The organism is Arthrobacter agilis, assembly GCF_002953615.1.
In the GTDB taxonomy this organism is placed as follows: domain Bacteria; phylum Actinomycetota; class Actinomycetes; order Actinomycetales; family Micrococcaceae; genus Arthrobacter_D; species Arthrobacter_D agilis_B.
Window position 1 is genome coordinate 581175 of sequence record NZ_CP024915.1, and the last position, 12313, is coordinate 593487.

13 protein-coding genes and 1 pseudogene are annotated in these 12313 nt (G+C 68.9%); 5 read left to right on the top strand and 9 right to left on the bottom strand.

Annotation, left to right across the window (positions count from 1 at the left end; translation table 11 throughout):
- The 5 genes from CVO76_RS02835 to CVO76_RS02855 all read right to left on the bottom strand — a co-directional run.
- The coding region (locus CVO76_RS02835; protein WP_244186161.1) for an SdpI family protein at positions 1–288 on the bottom strand (288 nt) is incomplete at its 3' end.
- Positions 289–442: 154 nt separating this feature from the next.
- Positions 443–1309: an AraC family transcriptional regulator gene (locus tag CVO76_RS02840; protein WP_208740594.1), complete on the bottom strand. Its 867-nt coding sequence runs from the start codon at positions 1307–1309 to the stop codon at positions 443–445.
- A gap of 439 nt (positions 1310–1748) precedes the next feature.
- Positions 1749–2516 (bottom strand): SCO1664 family protein, encoded by a 768-nt coding sequence (locus CVO76_RS02845; RefSeq protein WP_208740595.1) that lies wholly within the window; start codon positions 2514–2516, stop codon positions 1749–1751.
- The gene (locus CVO76_RS02850) at positions 2516–3064 is read right to left on the bottom strand and encodes a DUF3090 domain-containing protein (RefSeq protein WP_133080173.1); all 549 of its coding nucleotides are present in this window, start codon (positions 3062–3064) and stop codon (positions 2516–2518) included. The genes CVO76_RS02845 and CVO76_RS02850 overlap by 1 nt, the downstream gene beginning before the upstream one ends.
- A 9-nt stretch (positions 3065–3073) precedes the next feature.
- Positions 3074–3781, bottom strand: coding sequence for an MSMEG_4193 family putative phosphomutase (locus CVO76_RS02855; RefSeq protein WP_208740596.1), 708 nt, complete (start codon positions 3779–3781; stop codon positions 3074–3076).
- 217 nt (positions 3782–3998) lie between these two features.
- Here CVO76_RS02855 and CVO76_RS02860 point away from each other — a divergent pair, with 217 nt between their 5' ends.
- The gene (locus tag CVO76_RS02860; protein ID WP_208740597.1) at positions 3999–5081 is read left to right on the top strand and encodes a TerC family protein; all 1083 of its coding nucleotides are present in this window, start codon (positions 3999–4001) and stop codon (positions 5079–5081) included.
- Positions 5082–5125: 44 nt separating this feature from the next.
- Here the strand turns inward: CVO76_RS02860 and CVO76_RS02865 are convergent, their stop codons facing one another.
- Positions 5126–6175, bottom strand: a complete 1050-nt coding sequence (locus CVO76_RS02865; RefSeq protein WP_208740598.1) for a helix-turn-helix transcriptional regulator — start codon at positions 6173–6175, stop codon at positions 5126–5128.
- Between the two features lie 104 nt (positions 6176–6279).
- Here CVO76_RS02865 and CVO76_RS02870 point away from each other — a divergent pair, with 104 nt between their 5' ends.
- The 4 genes from CVO76_RS02870 (at position 6280) to CVO76_RS02885 (ending at position 10582) form a co-directional block, all read left to right on the top strand.
- Entirely contained in the window at positions 6280–6744 is a 465-nt protein-coding gene (locus CVO76_RS02870) for a VOC family protein (RefSeq protein ID WP_208740599.1), read from the top strand.
- A gap of 133 nt (positions 6745–6877) precedes the next feature.
- Complete coding sequence (locus CVO76_RS02875; protein ID WP_347876222.1) at positions 6878–8389, top strand: GntP family permease; 1512 nt, start codon at positions 6878–6880, stop codon at positions 8387–8389.
- 10 nt (positions 8390–8399) lie between these two features.
- Positions 8400–9647, top strand: coding sequence for a CaiB/BaiF CoA transferase family protein (locus tag CVO76_RS02880; RefSeq protein WP_208740600.1), 1248 nt, complete (start codon positions 8400–8402; stop codon positions 9645–9647).
- Complete coding sequence (locus CVO76_RS02885; RefSeq protein WP_208740601.1) at positions 9644–10582, top strand: hydroxymethylglutaryl-CoA lyase; 939 nt, start codon at positions 9644–9646, stop codon at positions 10580–10582. Before CVO76_RS02880 ends, CVO76_RS02885 begins: the two co-directional genes overlap by 4 nt.
- Here CVO76_RS02885 and CVO76_RS02890 read toward each other — a convergent pair.
- The 3 genes and pseudogenes from CVO76_RS02890 to CVO76_RS02900 all read right to left on the bottom strand — a co-directional run.
- Positions 10579–11385: an IclR family transcriptional regulator gene (locus tag CVO76_RS02890; protein ID WP_208740602.1), complete on the bottom strand. Its 807-nt coding sequence runs from the start codon at positions 11383–11385 to the stop codon at positions 10579–10581. The genes CVO76_RS02885 and CVO76_RS02890 overlap by 4 nt on opposite strands.
- A 37-nt stretch (positions 11386–11422) precedes the next feature.
- On the bottom strand, positions 11423–11848 hold the full coding sequence (locus CVO76_RS02895; RefSeq protein WP_208740603.1) for a VOC family protein: 426 nt from the start codon (positions 11846–11848) through the stop codon (positions 11423–11425).
- Positions 11849–11988: 140 nt separating this feature from the next.
- Positions 11989–12313: pseudogene (locus CVO76_RS02900) on the bottom strand (class I mannose-6-phosphate isomerase); the annotation flags it as partial.

A 12313-nucleotide genomic window follows, 5' to 3' on the forward strand; every position in this document is an offset into this window, starting at 1 on the left:
GGTCTGCGCTAGGAGCGCCGCGAACGCGACGAGAGGGCCCGCCTGCCCGCCGATGAGAACTTGTGCGCTCAGGGCGGCGATGATCCCAGTACCTGCGATCGGCATCATCTTTCTCAGAGCTAAAAGAGCAGCTTTATGACCAGATATCCAGGCTTCGTCGGATGCTTGCGTGTGCTTGGTGCGGATCCCGGCTGCTGCGTTCCGGGTGATGAGGCCTTCAGCGGCCTGGCGGGTGACGAACAAGCAGACGGCCGGCAGGAAGATGATGGTCAGGAGCAAGATGGTCAAAGCGACGTACTCTTCAGGCATCATTCACCAGCAGTGACGAGTGGATCGTTGTCATGCGCTCGAGTCTAGCCAGCGCCTTTCTCCAGCCGTCTTGTAGAACGATCCCTCAGCGGGACTGGGCCCGCCGACTGTGCACTGCCGGCGGGCTATGCGATTAGGCGTGTTCGACGGGGAGCCACAGTTCGCAGGTGGCTGTGCTGAAGTCGTCGGCGCGTTCGAGGACCGCGACGATGGTTGGGCCCGGGCGCAGGCGCCACGGGTTGGAGGGGAACCAGTCCGTCGCGGTAGCCGCCCAGGCGGACTGCAGGGCAGCCGGGTACTCGCCCTCGGTCCGGAACACCGCCCACGTCCCGGTGGGTACCTCGAGGGCGTCGAGATCCTCGGGTGCGCGAGTTGGCTCGGTGATCGCAACTCCGTGCAGGTAGGTCAGTTCGCTGCCTTCTGCGTAGTCGGGGTCGACGTCGGCGCTGACCTGCAGCAGGCCAGCTGGCTCGGTATTGCCCAGGCTTTTGAGCCGGGCGTGCTCGTCGGTTGGTAGGGACGCGATGTGCGCCTGGATGTGCGGGTTGATGCCCTGGTGGATGAGCGGTACCCGGGCTGCGTGGCCAACGAGGCGGAAGGCCGGGCGTTCCGTGATGCGGGTGTCCATGGTGGTTCTCCCTTCTACGGTCAGGCGGAACCTGAGCTGCGGTTGAGTGCGAAGGGGTCCGCCGTCCCGGCGTACGTCGCCGGGCCTTGCACCGTGTACTGAGCGGAAAGCTCGACCGAAGGCTTCGCTCGACCCGTAGCCGTAGCGCACCGCGATGCTGAGCAGGTCACCGTCACCAAGCACGTCGCCTGCAGCGAGTGTCATGCGGCGGCGCCGAACGTACTCCGATAACGGCATACCGGCCAGCGACGAGAACATTCGCCGAAGGTGGTACTCCGTCGTCCCGAGTTCCATCGCAACAACGGACACGTCCAGGTCGTCGGTCAGACTGTCCTCGACCATTTCAACGAATTTGTTCAGTTCAGTGATCACGGCTCTCCCTTCACCATCCAGCCTTCCGGGTCTCCGTGATCGGCACCCTACTATCGCGGCCCGATCCGATCACCTCACCGTGTAAGTACTGCAAGGAGGCCGGTTTCACACCGCTTCGTACCTAAGCCGCGAGTTTGAAGCAAGTCGGTACTACTTGGGTCAACATGCGTCCACCCGACGCGATGAAAATGCACGGAAGGGCACCTCCAGCCTGCATCAAAGCGTCACAGTGCGGGTATTTTCGGATTTCTAAAAGGAACGTTTTCGCTACATCCCTTATCGATGTTGTCCAACGGCGTTTACGCCACCGTTTTGTGTAGCGATAGTCAGTGCCGAAATCTATGCGCCAATACGCCTCACCGCTGAAGGGTTCCGCTACATCGCACAGGGCATAGGCCCCTTTGGAGCCTTACGTCGAAGCCTGTAACAGTCAGCCCGGTCAAAACAGCGGCCAGGGCACCGCCGGCATGTCCCCGTGCGGAGGCGGGAATCTCCCGGTCGCTCGCAGGGCGGCGCAACGAGCAGCGAGCGACGCGACCTCCTCGGCGGTGAGTAGCTCCGCCAGCTCACGACCGAGCGAGCCCTGAAGCCCGTCGCGGACACGATCGATGCCCTCGAGTTCCTCGGCCGTCAGTGCTTCGCCCACCCAGCCCCAGAGCACCGTGCGTAGCTTGTGGTCCCCGTGGAAGGTGAGCCCGTGGTCCACGCCGTACCGGTGCCCTTCACTCACTGCGAGGATGTGGTCGCCCTTGCGGTCGGCGTTGTTCACGACGACGTCGAACACCGCCATCCGCCGCAGTGCCGGGGTGTCCTCGTGGACGAGGGCCACGATCCGGCCGGCCTCGTCCTGGCCCTCGAGGACTTGCTTCCAGCCCGTCTCCGGCACGTCATCGGCCGCGACCAGGTCTACCGCGTCCTGGTCCGGGTCCGTCTCCTGCCACAGCTGCACCATGCCCTCGCCGAACGGGCCGTCGCGCAGCCACGTGCGCGGGACGATGTTCCAGCCGAATGCCTCGGACACGAGGTAGGCGGCCACCTCCCGGTGGGCCAAGCAGCCGTCGGGGAAGTCCCACAGCGGTTTCTCGCCCTTGATCGGCTTGTACACGACCGCCGTACCGCCGATGCTGCCCAGGAACGTGGCGTTCGACGCCGTCGTGATCCGGCCGGTGAGGGTCAGCTCGGCGGTCACCAGGTCGGGCGCCGGCATCAGGCCTCGGGGAGGGTGCAGATGTGCCCTTCGGCGTCGATGGGGTAGCCGCAGAGCTCGCAGATCGGACGCCCGGCGCCCACCACCTCACGGGCCCGCTTGGCGAAGGCGCGGGCGGTGCCGACCGGCATCCGCACCCGCAGCATCTCGGCCGCGTCGACGTCGTCGTCTTCGAGCAGCGCCTCGTCGTCGTCGGCATCGGAGAGCGGATAGGCCTCGATGACGATCTGCGCCGTCGTCGGGTCCCACCCCAGGCTCATGACACCGGTGCGGAACTGCTCCTCGACCGTCTCGAGCTGGTCGTTGTCGACGAGCTCGATCGGAGTGCTCGTGGGAATGCTGAAGGGGTTGCCGTCGAGGGCGATGAGCTGGTCGAGGACCTCGTCGATCTTCTCGGCGAGCTGGGCCGACTGCTGCTTCTCCATCGCGATACTCACGATCTGCTTCCCCGTGCGCACCTGCAGGTAGAACGTGCGCTGTCCCGGAACGCCGATGGTGCCGATGACCACCCGGTCGGGCCACTCGAACTCGTGAACAGTTGTAGGCATAGGACTACCTTAGGCTCCTGCGGTCGGGGGAGTCGTGTGCCCTGCGCCACCGCCCACCGGCGCATCACCGGAGGGGGCGGCGGCCGACAGCCACGACAGGTCCCCGGCGTCGGTGTTGGTGGCGAGGACGGTCGGCCGGCTGGTGCCATACTGCACGATCGAGACGGAGGCGGGGCCGACGTGGATGCGCTGGAACAGGTCGAGGTGCGTGCCGAGCGCGTCGGCGAGGACCGACTTGATGATGTCGCCGTGGCTCACCGCCACCCACACGGCACCCGGCCCGAACTCCGCCTCGAAGGCAGCATCATGGCGGCGGATCGCCGCCACCGAGCGGGCCTGCATCGCAGCCATGGACTCACCGCCGGGAAAGGTCACGGCGGACGGCTGCGACTGCACCACCGGCCACAGCGCCTCGGTCGCGAGATCGGCGAGCATGCGGCCCTGCCACTGCCCGTAGTCGCACTCGGTGATCCCGGCGTCGACCGGCGCGTGCGGGGTGCCCGTCTGCCGGTCGAGGATGAACTGCGCGGTCTGCCGGCACCGCTCGAGGGGACTGGACACCACCCCGACGACGGGCACCGCCGCGAGCCGCGTACCCGTCGCGGCCGCCTGGTCGCGGCCGATCTCGTCGAGGCTCACGCCGTCGGCCCGCCCGGCCAGCAGTCCGGACGCATTTGCTGTGGTGCGGCCGTGCCGCACGAGGAGAACCGTGGCCATCCACCCAGCCTAACCACCCGGCAGACAGTTCCGGAGGCGGGGAATCCTGCAGGGCGCACGTGCGTTAGGCTTTTTGTATCAAGGGGAGTACTCCCGTCTGTGATCGGCCCGTCAATACGGATGCACCGCTGCATTCCGGGCCGATCGGTTCCGGTTCCGACCGGGCGGAGGAGACCTTGGCGCCTATGTCCGACGCCTACCCTTTGGAGTACCCCTCATGCAGGTCACACCCCTGATCTGGTTGATCACCATTGCCGTGACGATCCTCTTCTTCGTCTACGAGTTCTTCGCGCACGTGCGCAAACCCCACGAACCGACCATCGGCGAGTCCGCGCGCTGGTCCGCCTTCTACATCGGCCTGGCCCTGCTGTTCGGCGTCGGTATCGGCGTTCTGTCCGGCTGGACGTTCGGCGGTGAGTACTTCGCCGGCTACCTGACGGAGAAGGCCTTGTCCATCGACAACCTCTTCGTCTTCCTCATCGTGATGACCGGCTTTGCCGTCCCCAAGAAGTACCAGCAGAAGGTGCTGATGATCGGCATCATCATCGCCCTGATCCTGCGCGGCGCATTCATCGCCATCGGCGCCGGACTGATCGAGAACTTCTCCTGGGTCTTCTACATCTTCGGCGCCCTGCTGCTCTTCCTGGCCTACAAGCAGGCGTTCGGCAGCCACGACTCCAACCCCGCCGACGGCAAGTTCATGCAGCTCGTCCGCCGCGTCCTGCCCGTCACCGACGAGTACCACGAGGACAAGCTCACCGTGAAGAAGGGCGGCACGCGCTTCGTCACCCCGATGCTGCTCACCATCATCGCGATCGGCTTCGTGGACCTCATCTTCGCCGTCGACTCCATCCCCGCGATCTACGGCCTGACCAACGAGGCGTACATCGTCTTCACCGCCAACGCCTTCGCCCTCATGGGCCTGCGCCAGCTGTTCTTCCTCATCGGCGGGCTGCTCGAACGCCTGGTCTACCTGGCCCAGGGCCTCGCCGTCATCCTCGCGTTCATCGGCGTGAAGCTCGTCTTCCACGCCCTGCACGTCAACGAGCTGTCCTTCATCAACGGCGGACAGCCGCTGCTCTGGGTCCCCGAGATCCCCATCTGGTTCTCGCTGCTGTTCATCGGCGCCACGATCGCCGTCGCCACCGTCGCGAGCCTGCTCAAGACCCGGGGCGACGACGGCCGGAACGACCGCCACCACGTGGACGGCGGGCAGGTCACCGCCGCCGAGCCGGAGGGCCACGCGGGGGATCCCGACGCCGACGAGACGACGAGCTCGACGGCGGGCGCCTCGAAGTAGCTGCCCGAGCGGTAGCCGCAGGACCGACGATCGACCCCGGGCGCCTAGGTGGCGGTCGGGGTCGATCGACGTCCGCCCGGCAGGAGGGCCCGGCCGCCGTCCTGTACGGAGAAGGCGGCCGCCGTCGCGGTGTTACGCACCGCGAGGTGTGCGAAGGCCTCGGCCAGTTCGGGCGGATGGACGACGTCGACGTCGGTGTCGAAGCGGTTCACGGAGGCGGCGAGGGCCACCCATGACCAGGCCCCCGCCGTCAGGCCGCACCGGTCGGCGCCGAGGTCCTCGACGGTGCCGTCACCCGCGAACGGGAGCACCTCGGACGCCGGGCGGTGGAGGATCACCGTCCCGGTGCACGGCCATCGATCGTCCTGGCTGGAGCCCTTGAAGCGCGCCGCGACGAACCCGGCGACGTCGTCGCCGGGAACCTGCCGTGCCGTGAACCGTGGACCCGAGGGGCTGCGGGCATCGATCCGGTCCGCGCGGAAGATGCGCCAGTCGTTCCGGTCGAGGTCCCAGGCCACCAGGTACCAGCGCCCCTGTGCGGCGACGAGATGGTGCGGCTCCGCCCTGCGGGGAGGCGTGGGACCGGCGTCGGCGGAGGCTCTTCCGCCGGCGTAGTCGAAGCGCAGCACGGTGCGGGCCCGGATGGCGGCGGAGAGGGTGATGAGCACCTCCGGTGACACCGTTCTCCGCGCCTGGTCGCCGGGGAAGGCGGGGAGCGCGGTGACGTCCAGGGCATCGAGGCGGTGCCTCAGCCGGGAGGGCAGGACCTGGCGCACCGTGGCGAGGGCGCGGCGCGCCGCTTCCCCGATCCCGACTCCGGAGGCGGGCACCGTCTGCAACGCCACGGCCAGGGCGATGACCTGGTCGTCGTCGAACAGGAGAGGGGGTACCTCATCGCCGGCGTCGAGCCTGTATCCGCCGTCGGGGCCCATCGTGGCGCGGATGGTGTAGCCCATCTCGCGCAGTCGGTCTACGTCGCGCCGTACCGTCCGGTGGCTGATCTCCAGGCGCTCCGCCAGCACGGATCCCGGCCAGTCCCGCCGCATCTGCAGCAGGGACAGCAGCTGCAACAGGCGCGAGGCGGTTGTCGTCATGCCTCCGATCCTAGATCGGGTATAGGACCGGAACCGTCCTACATGCCTGCGAGAGTCGGGAACGTCGGGGAAAGCCCCGGCATCCGACCCCACGAGGAGCAGCCATGAGCATCACCACCACCACCCACCTGAACTTCCGCGGCGAGGCCCGGGCAGCCCTGGACTTCTACCGGTCCGTCTTCGGCGGCCAGGTCACGATCGCGACGTACGGCGACTTCGGCATGCCCGCAGGACTCCCCGGTGCGTACGACGTCGTCTTCGGTCAGGTCGAGACCGAGAGCGGGTTCCGCGTCATGGCGTACGACATCCCCGGACAGTCGGGCGGTCCGGCGAACACCGCGGGGTCGACCCGGCGGGAGAGCGGCACCACGATCACCGACCAGCCGTTCTTCGTCTCAGTACGCGGCACCAGCCTCCACGACGTGCAGGACTACTGGGCCAGGCTCTCCGTCGCGGCAACCGTCATCGAACCCCTGGCCGCCTCCGCATGGAGCCCCGGATTCGGCATGCTGACGGACAGCTTCGGCGTGACCTGGATCCTCGACGTCGCCCCTGCCACCGGGGTGTAGTGCTGGTTGTCCGCGCTGCGGCGCGGACAACCAGCGGGATCCGCCGTGCTGTCCGCCGCCGACGACGATGATCCGCCATCGTCCAGCCCGCGTCGATGTCGTTTGACTCACATTATGAGCGCATGTTCAGATTGTGAGTAGCAATCAGACGACATCGGCCTTCAACGACGAAGCGGGACTCATGGCAGACTGGCAGATCCTCTCGATCACGGCGGTGGCGATCATCGCCATCGTGTTCCTGATCCTCAAATTACGGGTCAACCCGGCGCTCTCCCTGGTGATCGGAGCAGCCGGCCTCGGCCTCGCCACCGGCCTGGGGGCCACGGGCACGACGGACACGATCATGCAGGGCTTCGGCGACATCATGTTCGAGGTCGGGCTCCTCATCGCCTGGGGTGTCCTCATGGGCGCGATCCTCAACGAGATGGGCGCCATTAACAAACTCGTCGAGCGGTTGATGAAGGTCTTCGGGCCGAAGGGCATCCCGTACGCGCTGGGCCTGACGCTCGGCACCATGCTGCAGTCGATCTTCCTCGACGTGCTGCTGGTCATGAGCGCACCCCTGGCGCGGCGGATCGCCCCGAAGCTCGGCAAGTTCGGAACGGCCAGGATGGCCACGGCCATGGCCATCAGTCTCGAGTGCGGGATCGTCCTCATGGTCCCGGGCGTCGCGACCGTGGCGCTGGCCGGCCTGCTGGGCGTCCCCCTGGGCAGCATGCTCATCTTCGGCCTGCTCGTCATCATCCCGACGATCCTCGTCTCGATCTTCATCATGGACTTCTTCATCCAGCGCGGCTTCTGGAACGTGGAGAAGGACCAGGAGCCGATGGAGGAGGCGCAGGACCTCGGTGCCGACGGCACCGCCCCCGGCGGCGCGCCCGTCGGCGCCCCCGTCATGCCGTCGGACGATCCGGCGGCGGTCCTGCCCGCCTCGGATCCGCGGAGCCGCGTCGGACTGCTTCCCTACGACGTGCGGACCCGCACGGCGAGGGGCCCGAAGGAGGCGAGCCTGCTCGTCATGTTCGGTCCGATGCTCCTGTCCCTCGTCCTCATCGGCGGTGGCGCCCTGGCCGGGATGGCCGGCTTCACGTCGCCCGTCACCGACTTCCTCTCCACCCCGGTCATCGCGCTCCTGATCGGCCTGCTCGGCACCAGCTTCGTCGCCCGCCGCACCATCGGGACCAAGCGCGTCGAGGAAGCCGTCGTCGGCGGTTTCCGTGAGTCCGGGCAGATCCTGATCCTCACCGGCGCCGGTGGCGCGCTCGCCGCCGTCGTCGCCGCGAGCGGCATGGGTGACGTCCTGGGCGGCTACTTCTCCGCCTCGTCCGTGGCACCGCTGCTCGTGGTGTGGGGCATCGCGGCCCTGCTCCACGTGGCTGTCGGGTCGGTCTCCATCTCCGCGATCACCGCGGCCGGGCTCCTGGCGCCCGTCGCACCGACGCTGGGCCTCGACCCGGTCCTCATCGCGCTGGCCGCCGGAGCAGGATCGCTGTTCTTCGTCCACGTCACGTCCAACACCTTCTGGCTGCTGCAGTCCATGCTCGGCCAGACCACGCGGGGGACCTTCAAGACCTGCTCCATCGGCGTCTCCGTCGCGTCCGTGGTGGCGCTCGGGTTCACCCTGATCCTCAGTCTCTTCCTCTAGAAAGGGCACCGTGACTACCACTGACCAGGTTGCGCCGCTGAAAGGCATCCGCGTCCTCGAACTCGGCAACTACATCGCGGCGCCCACCGCCGGCCGGCTGCTCGCCGACTTCGGCGCCGAGGTGATGAAGATCGAACGCCCGCGCACCGGCGACGAGCTGCGGAACTGGAGGCTGGGCTCGGGCACCACGTCCATGCTGTACCGGACGATCAACCGGAACAAGAAGTCGATGGTCGTGGACCTCCGCACCGACGAGGGCCGCCGCTGCATCCTCGACCTCGTGGGGCAGTGCGACATCGTGCTCGAGAACTTCCGCCCGGGCACCCTCGAGAAGTGGGGCCTCGGCCCGGCGGAGCTCGACGCGGCGAAACCGGGCATCATCGTCACCAGGATCTCCGCCTTCGGGCAGACCGGCCCGATGTCCTCCCGGCCCGGCTTTGCCGCCGTGGCCGAAGCGTACGGCGGCTTCCGCCACCTCGTGGGTGACCCGGACCGGCCGCCGGTCCGCGTCGGCGTCTCGATCGGCGACTCGATCGCCGGCCTCTACGCGGCGTTCGGGTCCGTCATGGCACTCTTCGCCCGCGAGCGCGACTCGGGCGTCCAGCGGCCGCCCCTCGACCACCGCATCATCGACGTGGCACTCAACGAGGCGATGCTGTCCGTGATGGAATCACTGGTCCCGGACTACAGCGCCTACGGCCTCCAGCGGGAACGAACCGGCGGGAGGATGGAGGGCATCGCGCCGTCGAACGCCTACCTCTGCTCCGACGGCGGGAGCATCGTCGTCGCGGGGAACGGCGACAGCATCTTCAAGCGCTACATGCAGATCATCGGGCGTCCCGATCTCGCCGACGATCCCGGGCTGGAGAGCAACGCCCAGCGCTGGGCGCGGCGCGACGAGCTCGACGCCGCGATTGGCGAATGGTCCGGCCGGCACACCGCCGCCGAGGCCCTCGCGCTCCTCGACCAGGCCGGGGTTCCCTCCGGGCCCATCTACACGGCCGGGGACATCGTCGACGACGAGCAGTACCGGGCCCGCAACATGGTCCAGCACCTCGACGTCTCCGACGGGGAGAGGACCCTGCCGGGCGTCGCCTTCCCGGGCATCACGCCCGTCATCGGGGGGGCGTCGCTGCCCATCCGCAACCTCGGCCCCGACCTCGGCGCCGACACCCACGACATCCTCGTCGGCCTGCTCGGCAGGACGCCCGAGCAGGCCGGCGACTTCATCGCCCGAACGGAACTGGAGACCGTATGAACACCCCCGACTCCCGCGCAGTCCTCCGCGACGTCACCCTCCGCGACGGCCTGCAGCTCACCGGCGGCATCCTCCCCACGGCCAGGAAGGCGGAGATCGTCCGCGAGCTCCTGGCCACCGGCGTGACCGCCATCGAGGTGGGCTCCATGGCCCGGCCGGACCTCGTGCCGTCGATGGCCAACACCGTCGAACTCCTCGAGCTGCTGACCCCGGAGGAACGGGCGTACTGCCACGTGTGGGTCGCCACCCCGGGCAACGTCCGCCGGGCGCTCGCGGCCGGCGCGCTGCACCTGCAGTACTGCCTCAGCGTCACCGACGCGCACAACCTCGCGAACATCGGGCGCACCACCGAGGCGAGCATGGACGCGCTGCCCGAGGCCGTCGGGCTCGCGCACGCCGCCGGGGCGACCATCCAGCTGTGCCTGGCCACCTCCTTCACGTGCCCCTTCGAGGGCGACGTCGACCCGCAGCGCGTCCTCGACCTGGTGCGCGATCCCCGCGCCGAGGGCACCAACGGCGTCGTCATCTGCGACACGCTGGGGCAGGCCTCTCCCGGCGAGGTCGGCTCCCTGATCGGGAAGGTCCGCGACACGGGCCGTTTCGAGGAGATCGTGTTCCACGGGCACGACACCTGGGGGATGGGGGTGGCCAACGCCCTGGCGGCGACCGACGCCGGCGCGACCATGATCGACGGCGCCCTCGGCGGACTGGGCGGCTGCCCGTTCGCACCGGGCGCCTCGGGGAACACCGCCACCGAGGACCTGCTCTTCGCGCTCCGCCCGGACTGGCTGACACCGGACACGTTCGCAGCACTCGTCCGCCTCGGCGAGGGAGTCACCGCCGAGGTCGGCGAGGCGAGCCGCTCCAAGGCGGCCCAGGGAGCCCGCTCGGAGGCCAAGGCGTTCGGGTGGGTCCTGCCGAAGGACGCCGCCTAGCTGCCGCCGCCCGGCGACGGCAGCTGTGCCTCGCCGGGATGCCTGCCCCCGAGCATCCTTGTGATCTGTTCGGCGGCGGCCAGGAGGTCCTCCACCCACTGCTCGCACACCTCGAGGGGCATCCGGAGGGTTGGCCCCATCACCGTGACGGCGCCGACGAGATCCCCCTGGGAGTCGAACACGGGGGCGGACAGGCCGCTCGCCCCCGACTGCCGCTCGCCCGTGGTGATCGCGTAGCCGTCCTCGCGTGCCCGGTCGACGGCGGCCCGGAGGGCCCCGCTGTCGGTGATGGTGCTGTCCGTCAACCGGTCCAGCGACTCGGCCTCGATCTCGGCGAGGAGCCCCTCCGTCCATGCGAGGAGCACGCGTCCGGCGGATCCCGCGTGCAGGGGCAGGATCCGGCCCACCTTCATCTCCCGGCGCAGCATGTGGTGCGTCTCGGCCATCGCCACGCACACCCGGTAGTGCATCGAGGACTCGAAGAAGCACGCCGTCTCACCCAGGCGGTCCCGCAGGTCGGTCAGGACCGGCTTCACGATCTCCAGGCGGTCGAGATCCTGCGTGGCCGGAGCGGCCCAGAAGGACATCTTGAGCCCCACCCGGTACTGGTCGCCCACCCGGTCGAGGAAGCCGTTGGCCACCAGGTTCCCCACGAGGCGCTGCACCGTGGACGTCGGGAGCCCGGTCGCCTCCCTGATGTCGGTCAGGCTCAGTTCCGGGCGGCGCAGCGAGAAGGCATCGAGGATGTCGCTGATCTTCTTCAGGACCAGCAGTGGCGCGGACGAGGACGCGGGGGAGACCATCCCCCCATTCTAGGGAGACGATCCGAGCAGGCCGGGGTCAGCGTGCGTCGTCCTCCGGCTGCGGCTGGGCCGGCTCGTAGCCGATGAGCCAGTGCAGCCCGTGGCGGTCGACGACCTGCCCGTCCGAGGCACCCCACGGCTTCGGCGCCAGGGGGTCGACGACGGTTCCGCCCTCGGCGAGCCGGTCGAACCACGCGTGCAGGACGGGTGGCTCGGCGGTGCCGAGCAGCGACAGCATCAGCCCCTCGCAGCGCAGGGTCTTCTCGCCTGCCGCGGCATCCGCTCCCGCAAGGGCGACGACGCCGTCGAGCACCCCGTGCGCCACGGCGTCCGGCGGCCCGTCCGTCCTGGCGAAGTCCCCGTACGTGAAGAGGGACACCTCGCCGCCGAACACCTCCGCGTAGAAGCCCAGCGCTTCCCGCGCGGTCCCCGGGAAGCTGATGTAGATCTGTGGTGCAGACATCCTGCGCTCCTCATGCCACGGTGTGGCGTCGCTCCGACCCTACCTTCGTCCGACGCAGGATGGACGGGACGGCCGGGCAGGATTCATCGCATGAGGCATCGTGCTGCCGCACAGGGCGGGGCATCCGCCCGGAAGGGCCGTCAGGCGGCCGGCGGCCTCGCCAGCAGGACCTCACCGGCGCCGTCGAGCAGGACGCTGCCGGCACCGGCCGGAAGCAGCCAGGTGCTGCCGCGGGGAGCGGGCCGGCCACCGATGCTGACGGCGCCGTCGCTGACGACCAGCACCGCGAAGCCCGGATCGAGGGGAACCTGCCCCTGAACGGGGACGCGCTCGAGGCGGAAGAAGGCATCGGCGTCGGGAGGGAACACGGAGCCCGTGGGCGGCGCCGTCCGCACGAGGCCCGCGAGCGCTTCGCGGGACACCGCCGTCCGCTGCACGGCCGTCAGGGCGACGTCGAACCCGAGG